The 16,401-nt window shown below is 51.1% G+C and carries 16 protein-coding genes and 2 pseudogenes; 6 read left to right on the top strand and 12 right to left on the bottom strand.

All coding sequences use genetic code 11. The features are described from left to right. Positions 1–27: 27 nt before the first annotated feature. The 6 genes from nadE to H583_RS0130685 form a co-directional block, all read right to left on the bottom strand. Positions 28–837, bottom strand: a complete 810-nt coding sequence (gene nadE / locus H583_RS0130710) for an ammonia-dependent NAD(+) synthetase (protein ID WP_028563820.1) — start codon at positions 835–837, stop codon at positions 28–30. 12 nt (positions 838–849) lie between these two features. Then, complete coding sequence (locus H583_RS0130705; RefSeq protein ID WP_028563819.1) at positions 850–1,284, bottom strand: BrxA/BrxB family bacilliredoxin; 435 nt, start codon at positions 1,282–1,284, stop codon at positions 850–852. Positions 1,285–1,506: 222 nt separating this feature from the next. Next, positions 1,507–1,635, bottom strand: a complete 129-nt coding sequence (locus tag H583_RS37420) for a spore protein (RefSeq protein WP_211228374.1) — start codon at positions 1,633–1,635, stop codon at positions 1,507–1,509. 73 nt (positions 1,636–1,708) lie between these two features. Further along, complete coding sequence (locus tag H583_RS0130695) at positions 1,709–3,364, bottom strand: ATP-binding protein (protein WP_154666040.1); 1,656 nt, start codon at positions 3,362–3,364, stop codon at positions 1,709–1,711. 148 nt (positions 3,365–3,512) lie between these two features. Next, positions 3,513–4,334, bottom strand: a complete 822-nt coding sequence (locus H583_RS0130690; RefSeq protein WP_028563817.1) for an alpha/beta hydrolase — start codon at positions 4,332–4,334, stop codon at positions 3,513–3,515. 17 nt (positions 4,335–4,351) lie between these two features. Then, positions 4,352–5,092, bottom strand: coding sequence for an HAD family hydrolase (locus tag H583_RS0130685; RefSeq protein ID WP_028563816.1), 741 nt, complete (start codon positions 5,090–5,092; stop codon positions 4,352–4,354). Positions 5,093–5,265: 173 nt separating this feature from the next. Between H583_RS0130685 and H583_RS0130680 the strand changes: the two genes are divergently transcribed. Next, positions 5,266–6,537 carry a BaiN/RdsA family NAD(P)/FAD-dependent oxidoreductase gene (locus H583_RS0130680; RefSeq protein ID WP_028563815.1) on the top strand — a complete coding sequence of 424 codons (1,272 nt, stop codon included), beginning with the start codon at positions 5,266–5,268 and terminating at the stop codon, positions 6,535–6,537. Between the two features lie 4 nt (positions 6,538–6,541). Here the strand turns inward: H583_RS0130680 and H583_RS34915 are convergent, their stop codons facing one another. Genes H583_RS34915 through H583_RS0130665 form a run of 3 tightly spaced genes read right to left on the bottom strand, consistent with a single transcriptional unit; the run spans position 6,542 to position 8,879 of the window. Then, positions 6,542–6,874: a hypothetical protein gene (locus H583_RS34915; protein WP_051237260.1), complete on the bottom strand. Its 333-nt coding sequence runs from the start codon at positions 6,872–6,874 to the stop codon at positions 6,542–6,544. A gap of 37 nt (positions 6,875–6,911) precedes the next feature. Then, positions 6,912–8,135, bottom strand: a complete 1,224-nt coding sequence (locus H583_RS0130670; RefSeq protein ID WP_028563814.1) for an ABC transporter permease — start codon at positions 8,133–8,135, stop codon at positions 6,912–6,914. Positions 8,136–8,150: 15 nt separating this feature from the next. Then, positions 8,151–8,879 (bottom strand): ABC transporter ATP-binding protein, encoded by a 729-nt coding sequence (locus H583_RS0130665; protein WP_211228373.1) that lies wholly within the window; start codon positions 8,877–8,879, stop codon positions 8,151–8,153. Positions 8,880–8,987: 108 nt separating this feature from the next. Here H583_RS0130665 and H583_RS34910 point away from each other — a divergent pair. Both H583_RS34910 and H583_RS0130655 read left to right on the top strand, forming a co-directional pair. Beyond that, positions 8,988–9,794 (top strand): annotated as a pseudogene (locus tag H583_RS34910) (SPFH domain-containing protein). Positions 9,795–9,809: 15 nt separating this feature from the next. After that, the gene (locus H583_RS0130655) at positions 9,810–9,992 is read left to right on the top strand and encodes a type II toxin-antitoxin system antitoxin (protein ID WP_028563812.1); all 183 of its coding nucleotides are present in this window, start codon (positions 9,810–9,812) and stop codon (positions 9,990–9,992) included. Positions 9,993–10,161: 169 nt separating this feature from the next. On the opposite strand, the gene xylB is transcribed toward H583_RS0130655, so the two are convergent. Then, on the bottom strand, positions 10,162–11,658 hold the full coding sequence (xylB, locus tag H583_RS0130650) for a xylulokinase (protein WP_028563811.1): 1,497 nt from the start codon (positions 11,656–11,658) through the stop codon (positions 10,162–10,164). 61 nt (positions 11,659–11,719) lie between these two features. Continuing rightward, the gene (gene xylA, locus H583_RS0130645; RefSeq protein ID WP_028563810.1) at positions 11,720–13,033 is read right to left on the bottom strand and encodes a xylose isomerase; all 1,314 of its coding nucleotides are present in this window, start codon (positions 13,031–13,033) and stop codon (positions 11,720–11,722) included. Positions 13,034–13,191: 158 nt separating this feature from the next. Between xylA and H583_RS36400 the strand changes: the two genes are divergently transcribed. The 3 genes from H583_RS36400 to H583_RS0130635 all read left to right on the top strand — a co-directional run bounded on the left by H583_RS36400 (position 13,192) and on the right by H583_RS0130635 (position 15,354). Further along, positions 13,192–13,389 (top strand): type II toxin-antitoxin system HicA family toxin, encoded by a 198-nt coding sequence (locus tag H583_RS36400; protein WP_081667676.1) that lies wholly within the window; start codon positions 13,192–13,194, stop codon positions 13,387–13,389. 30 nt (positions 13,390–13,419) lie between these two features. Beyond that, the gene (locus H583_RS0130640) at positions 13,420–13,845 is read left to right on the top strand and encodes a type II toxin-antitoxin system HicB family antitoxin (protein ID WP_036711631.1); all 426 of its coding nucleotides are present in this window, start codon (positions 13,420–13,422) and stop codon (positions 13,843–13,845) included. 351 nt (positions 13,846–14,196) lie between these two features. Then, positions 14,197–15,354, top strand: a complete 1,158-nt coding sequence (locus tag H583_RS0130635) for an ROK family transcriptional regulator (protein ID WP_028563808.1) — start codon at positions 14,197–14,199, stop codon at positions 15,352–15,354. A gap of 40 nt (positions 15,355–15,394) precedes the next feature. Here the strand turns inward: H583_RS0130635 and H583_RS38235 are convergent. Continuing rightward, a pseudogene (locus tag H583_RS38235) lies at positions 15,395–15,754 on the bottom strand (HNH endonuclease); the annotation flags it as partial. Between the last annotated feature and the right edge of the window lie 647 nt (positions 15,755–16,401).

Genomic DNA, 16,401 nt, shown 5'->3' with positions numbered 1-16,401 from the left:
AACCCCTGGGGGTTCCCAGAGGTTGAATTAGATACCCGGTATCGGGGATCTTTTATGTTCGGTTTTCAAGTAATGCTTTTCCAGCTTCTCTCTTACCGCCGGATCAATTTCCTTGCCCTCGAGATAGTCACTGTTATCCTCATAGGAAATTCCCAGCTCATTCTCATCGGTTTGGCCTTCCCATAATCCGGCTGTAGGCGCCTTGTTCAGGACGCTGTCCGGCACGCCCAGAGCAGCGGCCAGAAGTCTTACCTGGCGTTTGTTAAGTGAGCTGAGCGGAGTAATGTCGACTGCGCCATCGCCCCACTTGGTGTAAAAGCCGGTAATGGCCTCAGATGCATGATCCGTACCAACCACAATCAAGTTGTAATCGAATGCCAGCGCATACTGGACAACCATACGGGTGCGCGCCTTGACATTGCCTTTGCCGCTACGGCTTATATGACGAGGTGTGCCCAGTGCCTTGAATCCGTGCTCGACCTCCAGCGCAATTTCATTTACAGCATCTTCGATATTCGTCTCTACAACGTGCTTAAGCTCAAAAGCTTTGGCAACCGCATAGCTGTCATGAATGTCTTCCTGTGTGCCGTACGGCTGGAAGACACCAAGCGTCATATAATCCTTGCCGCTCTCCGCAGCCAGTTCATCCGTCGCCTGCTTGCACAGTCCGGCAGCTACCGCACTGTCAATGCCGCCGCTAATGGCAATCAGCAAACCTGTGGCTCCCGCATCCAGCACATATTTTTTCAGAAAATCGACACGTCTGCGGACTTCGTCATCTACATTGATCTGCGGCTTCACGCCCAGCCGGTTAATGATCTCCTGCTGCAATGTCATAGTTGCGGCCCCTTAATTGCAGTAACGGTCGAAGGCTGCGGTCAGTTCTGCCGCAATCTCCTGAGCCGAACGGTTCTCAATTTGGTGACGCTCGATAAAATGAACCAGTTCCCCGTCCTTCATCAGCGCAATCGAAGGTGAAGATGGCGGGTATGGCGCAAAGTATTCACGCGCCTGTGCAGTCGCTTCCTTGTCCTGGCCTGCGAATACAGTGAACAGTTGGTCAGGTGTTGTCTCATGTGCGAGTGCATCAGCAACGCCAGGACGGCATTGGCCCGCCGCACAACCGCATACGGAGTTTACAACGACAAGCGCTGTGCCCTTCGCATTTGGCAGTTGAGCTTCTACCTCTTCTGCTGTGCGCAGTTCTGTAATGCCAAGACGCGTAAGCTCATCACGCATCGGTTGTACCATATCCAGCATGTATCGTTCAAAAGACATTGACATATTCAATCCACTCCTTACGAAAATGTAAAAGACATGAACGCTGCCGTGCCTCCAGACAACGGAAACAAGACAATCGTTATATAATTGTTAAAATTCGCATTTTATAATTATTATTATACTCTTCAAGATATACGAAAGCAAAGCACTATTTGCAATAAAGCACCGTTCTTATATTTTCAAAAAACCGCCTGCCGCATTCTGCGGCAAGCGGCTATCGCATTCTTAAATTGAGGGCCGGTTGGGACCGTCCAGCTTTTTATCGAAGCCTTCCTGCTCCGGCTGCTTGCCGGACGGGCTGTTCTTCTTTGATTCAGCAGCCTCTGCCGGACGTTCCTGATTATTTTTATGCAAATTCATCGCCTCCTTCCGCCTTATTATGCGCGCTCGCTTCTGGTGCTATGCGGCAAAGCTCAGCCTCCTGTCCCTATGAAATTTGAAATGAAACCGTAAAAACCGTCCCTTCGCCCTCATCGGAATCGACGGCAATTTTTCCTTGATGGCGTTCCACAATGCTGAGACAAAGCGGCAAGCCCAGTCCTGTGCCCCTGGTCTTGGTCGTATAGAACGGCTCGAAGAGACGTTCCATCTTCTCCTTGGGAATTCCGCAGCCGCTGTCTGCCACCTGCAATTGGATCATATTCGGCTGCAGTCTGGTCCGGAGCACAAGAACCCCATTATTGCCCATCGCCTCCATGCCATTTCGGGCCAGGTTCAAAATCAGCTGCTTGATCTCCTTCTCGTTTATCTCCAGCATCGGCAAAGTTTCATCCAGCTCAATCTCAATCGTCTGCCCCCGCAAATTGGCATCTGCCCACAGGAGTTGTACCAGCTCTCTTACGATATGATTTAATGAGCTTTTTTCTTTATGTACAATCCGATTCTGGGCAAGCGACAGAAAATCGTTGATAATTGCATTCGCCCTGTCCAGCTCATCCATTACAATCCGGTAATAGTCACGGTGATGCTCGGGACTCCGCTCCTTCATGAGCTGAATGAATCCCCTTATGACAGCCATCGGATTCCGTATTTCATGAGTAATGCTTGCAGCCATCTGCCCGACCAGACTCAGGCGCTCCATCCGGCCGAACTCATCCCGCAGATGAGAGATTTCCGTAATATCGTGAACGATCAATGCCGCTCCGATAATATCCTGGCTTTGCAGATCGCGTACGCCAAAGCCGGTATTAATATAGGTTCGGCTGCCCGTCTCGACAATGCTGGAAGCCGTATCTTCCCCGTTCAGCGCCTCAAATAGCAGCTTGCCAGCCGTTTCCTTCATGAAGGTATCGCTGATTTTGGCAATTGACCGGCCTACAAGTTCCTGTCTTCGAATGCCGTTCAGACTGCTCCCCATCACCTGGAGCGCTGCTTCATTCAGATGAGTAACCTCGCCCCCGGCGTCCACAATGACCACACCCATCGGAATCATATCAATAAATTGCTGGAGCTTCTGTACTTCATTGCGGTAGTTTGTGGACATCCGTTGCAGCTGATCCTGAAGCTGCTGCTTCTCAATGACACTTTCAATCAAAATAACGGCAATCCATATTAACAGCATAAATCCGATAAATGAAAACACCAGAAAAGCAATAAACTGTTCGTCCCATGCCCTTCCCTCCCCGGAGAGCTGAAGAGCCAAAATGCCATGATTCAGAAGCACAAGCAGTCCGCCAAGCCCTACCGCCAGCTTCTGCTTGCCTGATCGTCCCAGAAGCTTGAAGCGATGTACAGCAATAAAAATAAGCGGCATTGCTAACAACAGAAAACTCAGAAACTCTATATATTCCCAAAAGTTAGTAATTAAAAACGCTTGCACGGCAAGATAAATGACGGATAGAAGCAGCGCAACCGCAAAGCCCCCATACAGCGAACCGAGCACAAAAGGAACCATCTGAAAATCAATTTGATAGCCTTCAAAGCTGTCTCTGGAAATCAGCACGCCAAGCAGCATCGCCAACAGACATAATCCGCCCATAAAAATAGGAATTCCCCGTGATCTGTCCGGACGATTGAACCACATTTGGAAACCAAACACCGGCAATAGCGAGATCATGATCTGCAACAGTGCATCCTTCCACACGAAATAACGGTCTCCTCCTTTCAATTGTAAAATCCTGCTAATACCGATTAAAGCACAAGCAGCGATTTTTGACAATGTTAGAGAGAGAAGACCGCCATGTTCGCCAAAAAATATATGATATACAAAATATGTCTACAGCTGTCGTTTGTCAGATTTTGTCCATCCAGTTTAATATCCGGCTGAACAATTCCTCCTTTTGTACCGTCTGGTGGAGCTCATGATGCGCACAATTCACCGCTACAAAACAGCACCGGTCTCCCAAAGTTTCGGCCAGGGCCCGGCTTGCAGGAAAGGAGGTGATATAATCGCCGTTGCCGTGCGCCAGAAAGAGAGGAACAGCTATCTGATCGATCTGCTCCAGCAGCCGCTCTCCTTCCTCGTGCAGGGAAAAATACATGCCTGCCGAGATCCGGTCATGGGACAGCGGGTCCTGCAAGATCTTTTCCTCCGCCCCATTAGCAGCAGAAATATCCCGCAGTCCTGTGGATAAAGAAAAGGAGGGCCAAAAGCGGGCCATCATGCTGCCTGCCCACACCTTCGGAGCAGGAGGAGCAAACGCCAGCCGCAGCCATGGGCTGGTCAGAATCAGCCCTTGAATAGCCGGCTTAAGCCTTAGCGCGCAGCTAAGCGCCACATTGCCACCCATGCTGTGCCCGTACAAGATACGCGGCAGCTCGGGCGCAATCTGCTGCGCCATAACAATTAAAGCTGCCGCATCCTCTGCAAGCATCGTTACATCCGCGTGGCCGCGTTTGCCCTGGGAGCGGCCATGTCCGCGCTGATCATGGGCCAGGACCATATACCCCGCTGCTGTCATTGCCTGTGCCACCCCATGGTAACGCCCGCTATGCTCTCCCATGCCATGGACAAGGCATATTATCCCTTTTAAGGGTTTGAATTCCAGCTGCCATTGCCGTACAGGCAGCCTCTGACCATCTTTTGTGGCCAGCTCCAGCTCATGATGAAGCAAGGGGTCATTCACCTCCGTCAATCGTTAGCGTTTGTCGTTGCGTCCATTTTACATGAAATGCAGGCTGACAGCTCATCGAGCTGATGGATGACTGCTGTCGGCACCGGAGCCAAGGGCAGCTCCCGCCTGGCCTTGTTGAGCCAGATCGCCCTCATGCCCGCCTGAATCGGTCCGGTAACATCATTAATCCAGGAATCTCCGATGAACAAGGTCTCCTCTGCTGTACAGCCCATTGCCGAGGCGGCATACAGGTAAGCTTCCTTGTTCGGCTTGGCGAATCCGATTTGATCAGAGATAAACACATTCTCTTTTGTAAACAATTTATCCAGCCCCATCCGCCGCAGCTTGTCGAATTGATCATTTGTCGTCCCATTGGTCAGAATGCCGACTTTGTAGCGCCCCGCCCAACCATTCAACTGCTCCACAAGTGCGGTGTCATGAGGAATATATGCTGCACGGACTGTCCGAAACCACTGTTCAAATGATTCCGCTTCTTCTGCTCCAACATCCATGCCGAAATCCGCGAGTGTATAAATGAAACGTAAATTTCTGAATTCCCTTCCGTCGATGGTTCCATCCAGCCATTTTTCATGCAGTTGCGCATCATGCTCCAGAAATACCGGAAACAGCCGGTCCATGCCAATATCACGGGTTAATGGAAAAGTCTCAAATGACTCGTACAGGCTCTTTTCCCAATAGTCTTCAAAATATAGCAGCGTATCATCCAGATCAAATAAAAGCAGCCTTATATCGTTCAAGCTTCCATCCCCCTGTTCTTCTCAAGCTGCAAGAATTGCCTTTCACCATGCCCGGCACTTGCGGTCCCGGCTTTTATTCACGTTCCCGCAAACCATACTTAACGTTTACCACGAATGACAGGCGGTGTAAACTAGAGAATGAATGAAACTTTGGAAAGGCAAAGGTTACTTCCATGAACTACGATGTCATTATTATCGGCGGCGGCCCGTCAGGGTTAATGAGCGCGATCGCCGCAAGCAAGCACGGGGCCAGGACGCTGCTGGTCGACAAGGGGGACAAGCTCGGACGCAAGCTGGGCATCTCCGGCGGCGGACGGTGCAATGTGACAAATGCCAAGGATATTGACGAATTAATTAAACATATTCCCGGTAACGGTCGGTTTCTGCACAGTTCACTCGCAAATTTCAACAATCAGGATATTATCCGTTTCTTCGAGGGACTCGGCATCCGGCTCAAGGAAGAGGACAATGGACGCATGTTCCCGGTATCCGACAAAGCGAAAACGGTCGTCGATGCCCTGATCGGTCAGGTCAAGAAACAGGATGTCGACATTTGGGTCAAATCCCCCGTTGATACCGTGCTTTATAAAGATGGTGCAGTCAGCGGGATCCGGCTCAAATCAGGGCAAGTCTGCTCCTGCAAATGCGTTATCATTGCCTCAGGCGGCAAATCCGTTCCCCAGACGGGATCCACCGGAGACGGTTATGCTTGGGCCGAGCTTGGAGGCCACACCATTACAGAGCTGTTTCCTACCGAAGTGCCTCTAACCTCGAACGAGCCATTTATCCAGACCAAAGAGCTGCAGGGGCTGTCCCTGCGGGATGTCAGTCTGTCTGTGTGGAATGCCAAGGGGAAAAAGGTGATTACACATCAGGGTGATATGCTGTTCACCCATTTCGGCCTGTCCGGCCCGATTGCGCTGCGATGCAGCCAATTTGTGGTGAAGGGTCTGAAGCAGTCCGGGGAGAAAAATGTGGTGGTTGCCATTGATCTGCTCCCGGACAAAACAAAGGAAGAAGTCTATCAGGAGACAATGGCATTGGCAAGCAACGAGCCGAAAAAAGCAGTGAAGAACGTGCTGAAGGGCTACTTGCCGGAGCGAATGATTCCGCTGTTGCTGGCCAAGGCAGAACTGGACGAGCAATTGACTTATGATAATCTGCCCAAGCAGCAATGGATGGAGCTCGCCGGGCTGGTCAAGCATTTTCCTGTTCGGGTATACGGTACGTTGTCGATAGAGGATGCCTTTGTTACAGGGGGCGGAGTCCATCTGAAAGAGCTTGATCCGAAGACAATGGGCTCCAAACTTGCAGGCGGTCTTTATTTCTGCGGGGAAATTCTGGATATACACGGCTACACCGGAGGCTATAACATTACAGCCGCATTCTCAACGGGATACACTGCCGGCATGAGTGCCGCACATTATGCCAGGAGCGGGGTCTGATTACTCAGACCTCCAGCTCCCCGCTGTGACTGGACAGCTCAGCTTCCGTAATCATCCAATCTTCATTGACGATATGTGCCGGAATCGGAATGACATCCAGCTCGTAAGCTGTATCGGCCAGCTCTGCTTCATCCCCTGATTCCTGCTCCATCAAGCGGCCGCCATGAGCCATCACAATTTCAAGCGCTGATACAAGATCGCCATGCTGGAGTTGGATGTGAACCTGGCGGCTCCCGGCTTTCCCGGGTGCATAGCCAAGCTCTGTCAGAAGCCCCCAGGCAAGACTTGCACTGTGCTTGTCCGCAAATTCAAATCGGGTACAATGGGTAGTATGCATCTTTGTCTCCTTTCGAAAATCGAATGTCCATGAAATGCTAGTCTACCCTTTTCATACCTGTTCTATGACCTCCGTACCACAGCATAATGACTAAAGCAAAAATCCCTACCGAACCGATGATGCCATATAATATGAACCCCACTGTCAGCGACCAGACGGCAGCCAGCGGAGCGATCATCCAAAACCTGGAGATCGCCTTTCCCCGGTACTGTTCCTTTTCCGTCCAGGCAAACTGGCGGACAAACGGCTCCTCAAACCAAACCTTCCAGTGCAAGGAAATCCAGTATGTACCAAACATCATGAACACTGCAATCATTATTAATCCTGCCGGCGCGGGAAGCAGAATAAGCGCAATGCTTGAAGAGGACATAAATCCGATCCAGATAAATAACACATTCCAATTGCGGACAAATGCTTTTATTCTCATCTCCGCCAACATGGTCCCGCTGTCTGAAGAGCGGAACAGCCGTCCGGAATGGCGAAACAAGAGCGGGCGCTTAAGCTGGACGACCGGCTTTGGGGTTGCAACCTGGATCATGAGCAGGCTGGTGCTTGTCATTCTCGCATTTTGCTCGACCATAACATCCGTTTCAAAGCTGCCGCCCGAGGCCAGACGCAAACAAATCAGCGTGAACAGGGAAGGCAGAACAAGCAGGGCCGCCACAGCTATTGCCATTGGCTCATGAGCAAATGCTATCAGTGTTGCTATATAGATAAATCCGGACACTATAGTTACGGCTGCTGCTGCCAGCCATTTCCTTGCGCCGCGTCTCCCCGCCACGATCCGGTGGCTGACCAGCTTGACCAGGATGGAGACAAGTCCTGTAAAAAGGAGGCTCCAGGCCAGAGAAGCCATGCTCAAATTCAGGATATGAACCAGGAAAGGAAGTATAGTTGCAAATCCCAGGGCATATACGAGCATGTCTTTCACACCCGTATACAACATGCCGTAAATCCACAGACAGCGGAGCCACCGGGGACGCTGGAGCATGAACAGCTTGTCAGCCTCTTCGGTAAATGTGCGCAAGGAGCTCATACTCATATACAAAAAGAACGGCAACGGAAACAATGTCCATGGGACCATCACGGCCCAGCCCGGCATCTCTATCCACCACTCCCTGTACAAGCCGATACCGATTACCAGGCCCGGCACAAGCAGGTACAGCCATACAGTCCAGTCCAGAGCCTGCCTCCATACTTTATACTGTTCGATCAAATAGTGCCTCAACCGGATTACAAACAGCCGATGCGGAGTCAGCATTCTCTCTCCCCCTTCTTATGTCAAAGCATGAAAGCATTCAAACAGGGTAGCATCCACCCTGCGCCCCGCCTGCTCCCGTACCTGATCCAGTGTCCCTTGTGCAACCACACTGCCATGGTTGAGCAGCGTAAAGCCCTGACAGATTCGCTCCGCCGTATCCAACACATGCGTGCACATCAATATGCCTGCTCCCCTGGCCCGCTCGGACTCCAGCAACTCCAGAAAATCCCCGGTTGCACGCGGGTCGAGACCGACAAAAGGCTCATCTACAATATATACATCCGGCTCCAGCAGGAAGCCGATAATAAGCATCAGCTTTTGCTGCATGCCTTTAGAGAATTTGGCAGGGTAATGATGCTTCTCTTCTGATAAGCGGAACCGTTCCAGCAAAGGCTCTGCCTTATGCGCAAACATTTCCTCCGGCATGCCGAACGCCGAGGCAGCCAGACGCAAATGCTCCCATAGCGTGAAAAATTCATAGAGCACCGGCTGCTCCGGAACATAGGCATAGCGTTTATGGCGTCCGCCAAACTCTACTTCGCCGATTCTGTAGTTGGTAAGCCCCAATATCGTTTTAATGGTGGTGCTTTTTCCCGCTCCGTTAGGGCCGATCAATCCGATTAACTGCCCGGCATTTACCGAAAGCCGCACATCTCTGACCATCGCTTTGCCCTGCTCATAGCCTGCTTCCTGAATATTGACCTTCAATACCGGAGCCTGCTCCAATTCCGTTTCTATATCCATGACTCCCACCCCTTCATTGTTCCATTCACTTTTCTCTTCCAGGCGTATGCTCTTTACTACGCAGCCGCATAGGAATGTTTTCTTAAGTTTAGCTAAACTTTATTCTTTCTGGCCGGGGGCATAACACTGGCAATTTATACGATTAATGATGCTTTACCCGTTGAATTCATAATTGGTACCGTCTTATTGTTTCTGGTGAGCGCAGTCATTGCCACCTCCCTGACGATCGTCCAGCCGAACCAGGCACAGGTACTGACGTTTCTTGGGAATTATGTAGGCACAATAAAGAAGGACGGCTTCTGGATGACTGTACCTTTTGCTCTAAAGAAAAAGGTATCGCTCAAGGTCCGCAACTTTAGCAGCCATACACTGAAGGTCAATGATGCTGAAGGTAATCCGATAGAGATTGGAGCCGTTGTCGTATTCAGAGTGATTGATACGGCCAAAGCGACCTTTGACGTTGATAAATACGAGCGCTTTGTAGAAATCCAGAGTGAAACCGCAATCCGCCATATTGCAGCCCATTATCCTTATGACCAATATACGGATGATGCCCGCCTATCTTTGCGCGGAAACTCGGATGAGGTTGCAACAGAGCTAATGGGATAGCTTCAAGAGCGGCTTGGTGTAGCGGGTGTCACCGTTATCGAAACCCGGCTGACCCATCTCGCTTACGCACCCGAGATCGCAAGTGCCATGCTTCAGCGTCAGCAGGCTCTGGCTATCGTCTCGGCGCGGCAAAAAATTGTGGAGGGTGCCGTCTTGATGGTGGACTCCGCTTTGCGCCAGCTGGAGGAAAGAGGAATTGATCTTGACGGGGAACGTCGTGCAGCAATGGTCAATAATCTGATGGTGACCATTGTATCCGAACGGGGTACAACGCCGGTCGTCAATACGGGCACGCTGTATAGTTAATGGAAGGCATACAGCATGGCTAAAGAAAAGAAATCATTCCCGCTGCGCCTTGACCCCGAGCTGCACCGGGCGATTGAACAGTGGGCCGGCGATGAATTTCGCAGCGTCAATGCACATATCGAATTTTTGCTGAGGGATGCTGTCCGCAAGGCAGGAAGACTGAAGAAAGGGGCTCCACCAGAGCCCGAGTCCGAATAAAACGAATCAACCGGCGGGAGTACTTCGCAGAGATATAAGGCGAAGCACTCTTATTTTTGTCAAGGGAGAGTCGTATCCCCAGGACTGTTCATCTTTCGTCTTGGTTTAATCAGCAAAAAACCGCCCTGGCGCTGGCGCACAGGACGGTTCATTTTAAGCAGATGATATATTAGCTTCGGAATGAACGAAGCTCCTCATTCAGACTGCGGGTCTGCGAATAAACCTGCTGATAGACCGGGAACAGACGCGCATAAACTTCCGCAGCCTCCGGCTGAGGCTCATAGACAGCCCCGTATTTGACAAATTGTGCTGCACAGGTCTCCAGACTGTCGAACCAGCCGCTGCCGTAAGCAGCAAGCATTACTGCTCCCATGCCTGGTCCCTGCTCATTCTCCAGCGCGACGACAGTCGCTCCAAATATATCCGCCTGCATTTGCAGCCATACCGGATTTTGCGCACCGCCTCCAATGGAGATGACTTGATCAATCTTCTTCCCTGCACGGCGCAGCAAGTCGACGGATTCATGCAGCGAGAATGTGATGCCCTCCATAACCGCCCGGGCAAAATGTGCCCGCTTATGGCCGCTGTCCACGCCGATAAAACTGGCGCGGATAACTGAATCGGCATGAGGTGTTCTCTCTCCAACAAGATATGGCGTGAACAATAGTCCGCCTGCTCCCGGCTGGACCGCTCCGACATCAGCCAGCAGCTCGTCATAGGACTCGCCAGGAGCAAATGTGCTTCTGAACCAGCTTAGCGAATAGCCTGCTGCGAGTGTTACGCCCATCGCATAGTAGGCATCCTCTTTTCCGTGATTGAAGAAATGGACCTTGCCATCGTAATTTATCTCCTTGTCCTTCTCAGAGGAAAGGATGACGCCTGAAGTGCCAATGCTGGCAAGCGTTACCCCTTCACTTAGAATGCCAGCTCCGATTGCGCCGCAGGCATTGTCGGCTCCGCCTGCAAACACCTTCGTCTCCGGATGCAGCCCGGTACGCTCCGACACTTCTGCAAGCAGCGTCCCCGTACAGGCATGTGATTCCACCAGCGGCGGACACAGGCTCTTTTCAAGTTGAAAAGCCCCCAGCAGCTCACTGCTCCAGTGCTTGCCCCCGACATCCAGCAGCAGCGTGCCAGCCGCATCGGAGTAGTCCATATGAATCTGTCCGGTCAAACGATAGCGTACATAGTCTTTGGGCAGCACGAAGCTATGTGCCCGTGCGAATACTTCCGGCTCATGCTGTCTCACCCATAGTATTTTCGGCAGTGTGAAGCCTTCAAGTGCCTGATTGCGGGCAATCTCCAGCAGTCTGCTGCCGGCAGTCCGTTCAATTTCCCTACACTGCTCTGTCGTTCGGGTATCATTCCACAAAATCGCATTGCGGACCGGACGGCCCGACTCATCCAGGAGGATGAGTCCGTGCATCTGTCCCGAGAAGCTGATGCCTTCGATCTCACCGGCTCCCTCGCCCAGTCCGCCAGCCAATTCGGCAATCGCTTCGATTGTGCGCTCCACCCAATCCTCCGGCCGCTGCTCACTCCAGCCGGAGTGGGGATGCAGCAGCTCATAGGAGCGGGAGGCTTCAGCCTTCACATTGCCTGTACGGTCTGCCAGCAGTGCTTTGACTGCGCTGGTTCCAAGGTCAATACCGATTACATATCCCATAAAGCCGCCCTGCCCCTCTCCTTATCCTGTCCATGCTTAATTGGTCAAGCCGGACGTTCAATTAGACGTTATAGATGATTTCGTTAATCATCAGCTTAATGCGCTCCTGGCGTCCGGATTCATTTTTGATCGGGTTGTTTTGCAAAGCGTACTCTTCCAACGATTTCAACGTTGCTTTGCCTGCTACGACATCCGCCCCGATTCCTTCAGAGAAGCTGCGGTAGCGCTGGCTCAGGATGTTGTCGAAGAATTTGCTCTCGACCATTTTGGCGGCCGCTTTCAGCCCCCATGCGTAAGTGTCCATACCGGCAATATGGCCGAGGAACAAATCGTCATCCTCAAAGGAGCCGCGGCGTACCTTCGCATCAAAGTTGATTCCGCCGCGTCCAATGCCGCCCGCGCGAATAATTTCATACATGGTCAACGTTGTTGAATACAGGTCGGTCGGGAATTCATCCGTATCCCAGCCAATAAGCAGATCACCCTGGTTCGCATCCAGCGAGCCCAGCATGCCGTTGATCGCTGCCACGCGGATTTCATGTTCGAATGTATGTCCGGCGAGTGTCGCATGGTTCGCTTCCAGATTGAGCTTGAAATGATCTTGCAGGCCATATTTTTGAAGGAAGGCGATGGTTGTCGCAGCATCGAAGTCATATTGGTGCTTCGTCGGCTCCTTCGGTTTTGGCTCAATGAGGAATTGGGCGTCGAACCCGATCTCCTTCGCATACGCCACAGCCATATGATACAAACGGGCCAGATTATCCTGCTCAAGGGCCATATCGGTATTCAACAGCGTTTCGTAGCCTTCGCGTCCGCCCCAGAATACATAGTTTTCCGCCCCCAGCTCCTTGCCGACCTCAAGCCCCTTTTTCACCTGTGCTCCTGCGTAAGCGTACACATCTGCATTCACAGAAGTTCCCGCGCCATGTACAAAACGGGGATTTGTAAACATATTCGCCGTGTTCCACAGCAGTTTGGTACCGCTTTCTTTCATACCCTGCTTAAGCAGCTCAACGATAACATCCAGGTTCTTGTTCGTTTCCTGAAGAGTGGCTCCCTCAGGCGCAATGTCGCGGTCATGGAAGCAGTAATACGGAACGCCCAGCTTCTCCAGCAGCTCGAAGTTGGCTTCTACACGCGCCTTGGCTTTATCCATGCCACTCAGACGGTCCCAGCTGCGCACTGCCGTGCCCACGCCGAACGGATCGGAACCATCAGCTGTGAACGTATGCCAATAAGCAACTGCGAAGCGCAGATGCTCCTCCATCGTTTTGCCAAGTACAACCTCCTGCGGATTGTAATGCTTATAGGCAAGCGGATTATCAGAGCCTTTGTCCTCGAATTCAATTTTACCAATTCCATTGAAATAACTCATGTGTGAACAGCCTCCCTTAAATGGATATGATCGATGATAAAAGCGAATTGCTTTGTTTGAGATCATTGTAGCATTGGTTAACTTAGTTTGTCTATTAAACAAACTAAGATTATTTGAAATTACGTACCAATGCGGTTTTTAAGGGGGGTTCCCCCTAAATCCCCCATGTTTCGAGGGCGTGCTGTGGGCAAGTTGTACTAGAAGAAGACGGATGGTTTATAATTGCGGTTAAAGGAAGTCATCATTTCTTTAAACACCCGAATAAGCCTGGAAAAATAACCGTCCCTCATCCAAGAGACAGCTTCCCGATTAAAACACAGAAAAGTATACTGACTGCAGCGGGGATCAAGGGCTGAAAGGCCCTCCCCGAAGGAGGTTTATATATAATGAATAATAATAAAGATGTCTATCGTTTCTGGACATTAATTGATCAAGCAGAAGATGGTATTTCTGTTCGTTTCCCTGATTTACCCGGGTGCATTACAGCAGCTGATACAATGGAGGAAGCCCACGCTATGGCACGCGAAGCGCTAGAAGGCTTCATCTATGTCATGGAGCAAGATCATGACATTATACCTGATCCCTCCCCACTCGATAAAATCCTTGCACAACGCGAGGACGGTGAGGCCGCTTGTGACGTTCAGGTCTATATGCCAACTGTAAGAGAGGCTATGGAGTCTAAGGCGGTTAAAAAGACGCTGACTGTTCCAAAATGGCTTAATGATGAAGCTGAGAAGCAGAATCTTAACTTTTCTCACGTGCTCCAAGAAGGGTTGAAACGCAACCTCGGAATTACAATGAACGACAAGTAAATATTCGAGTCGGTCATTTACAATTGTCAATAAACAAGCCGTTATCCTTATGGGGAGTAACGGCTTGTTTATTGTAATGATTTTCTTGATTTAAGAAAACAATTAAGTATCTTCCTTCGAATTATAGGTTTTCTGTCCCGTTCTTTGACTTAGTATGCGAATACAATAAACTGTTTATCACCCAGAAACTCTACTGTCCTCTTGATATCTACCATCTCAGATAAATGCAATACAATGTTTGTTTATCATATAAACTAAGTTGTGATAGAATTAAAATACCATTACCATGATAAAATCAAGGTTAGATACAGTATAGTGCATATGCGCTAAGGACGGGGGCTTCAGCCACACATGAGAAAAAAAACCGGCGATACAGCGCTGATCAAACAAATAAATACCGCTGTCGTTCTGGAAGCGGTCATCAAGCAGGCTCCCCTCTCCAGGGCGGCCATCTCAGAGCGCACCGGATTGAATAAAGCTACCGTATCGAGTCTGGTGCAGGATTTAATCGACCGGGACCTGGTCATTGAAATTGGCACCGGGGAGTCCAGCGGAGGGCGAAAACCCGTTATGCTGCTGTTCAACAGCAAAGCAGGCTATGCACTTGGCATCGACCTGGGGGTTAATTATATTCGTGGCGTGCTCACGGATTTGAATGGCGAAATTATTACGGAAGCTGAAAAAAATCTGGATGCAACAGAGCTGGAGCAGGTCCTCGGCGTATTGTATGCTTCCATTGAGGATTTAATTGCAAGCGCACCGGAAAGCCCTTATGGTGTCGTGGGAATTGGCATGGGGGTTCCCGGAATCGTCGATGATACGGGCAATATCCTGTTCGCACCGAACCTGGAATGGAATCAGGTCGGCCTTGGAAAGCTGCTCAAGGAACGCTATAACTTGCCTGTTGTCATTGATAATGAAGCCAACGCTGGAGCCAAAGGGGAGCAGCGCTACGGGGCCGGGCGCGGAATTGCCCATCAGATTTATGTCAGTGTTGGAATCGGAATCGGCACAGGCATTATTTTGAACAAGGAGCTGTATAAGGGAGCCTCCGGCTTCTCGGGGGAGCTTGGACATCTCTCCATTGATTTGGAGGGACGGCCCTGCCGATGCGGCAACCGCGGCTGCTGGGAGCTCTACGCATCGGAGAATGCACTGCTGGAGCAAGCCGCCAAGCTCGGCTTTGGTAGCCTCTCCTCCCTGCTGCACGCGGCGGATGACGGCCACGAGGAAGCAGTCCGGCTGCTGCAAAGCATCGGACATTACCTTGGCGCAGGTATCGCCAACATTATTAATGTGTTCAACCCGGAGGTCGTGCTGATCGGCAACCGGATGAGCAGGGCCAGACGCTGGATAGAGAGTGAGCTGCTGGAGACTGTAAACAACCGCACTCTCTCCTACCACCGCAACAATATGCGGATTTTGTTCGCCGAGCTCGGAGAGCAATCCGCCGTGCGCGGAGCCGCTTATTTTGCCATTAGCGGATTTCTCGCCAAAATGAAGGGCTGAAGCAGATTCAGCCCTTCATTTTTTATAGCAGCCGATACATCTACTCAAAAGTTAGCAAAAACTCCTCCAAATCCGTATTGGCTTTGGTTTGATTGCATTCGTTGCAGGCGCAGACACAATTAACCGGGGTTGTATGGCCGCCTTTGGATCTGGGGAGCAGATGATCAATTGTATCGCCATATTGGCCACAGAAATAGCAGGTATAGTTGTCCCGGGTCAAAATGAGCCGGCGAAACTCTTTATTCCCATAAATCCGCCGAATCGTATGCCGGTTGACGATAATCGCAGCATTTTCCCTCACCAGCGTGTAAGCCAGGTCAGGTTCAACCTCCTGGTACCAGCCCCGGCCGCTATCCGTCTTGCCGCGCATTCGAATAAAGCCCTGCCGGGTCGGCCTTAGCACTGGGGCTTCTGAAACAGCCGTTCCGTAATTGTTCCTGCTGTTTGCCTGCCCATTAGAAGCCGTCTTGACCACTTTAGTTTCTGCTTGTGCTTGCCTTTTGGGGGTAGCATGATCATTGCCTGGTGGATTCATGGCAGACTTTAAAGCCGCTTCATCCCCTTGTTTGGACTTTCTTCGTCTTCGCCTTTTCCGCTTTTTCTTGGGCTGGATGCTTTCCGCATCAGTCACAGGCATTTCAGCTTGTAAAGATATTCCCGGGTTTGCGGAAGCTTCAACCGCTTCGTTTGTCGACCCGGTCCCAGCGCCCGCTTTCTCATCACTTTCCGCACCGGGAACAGCTGGAGAGGATAGGTCTCTCCCCTTTTTGGACCTGCGCCTTTTGCGCTTTCTCTTTGGTTGCTCTCCCTCATCCCCGCTCAGAACAGAAGACGCAGTCATTGGAGCCTCCGGCACCATGGACCGGACCCGTTCAGGCTGCAACCGTTCTGCTTGCTGTGCCGGATTTAAACCTAAGAGCTGCTCTGTTCTATCACTTATTTCTGGTGCAGTCAGGCGTTCAGCCTCTCCAAGCGCCCGCGCCTCCTTACGGCAAACACGACAGGTTCCCCGCCGTCTTGAAGGCCCTGCTTTTCGTCCGCTTCTTG

Source organism: Paenibacillus pinihumi DSM 23905 = JCM 16419, assembly GCF_000422505.1.
GTDB lineage: Bacteria > Bacillota > Bacilli > Paenibacillales > Paenibacillaceae > Paenibacillus_D > Paenibacillus_D pinihumi.
The sequence above is the reverse complement of the archived record's forward strand: the minus strand, read 5'-3'. Positions and strand labels throughout refer to the sequence as shown.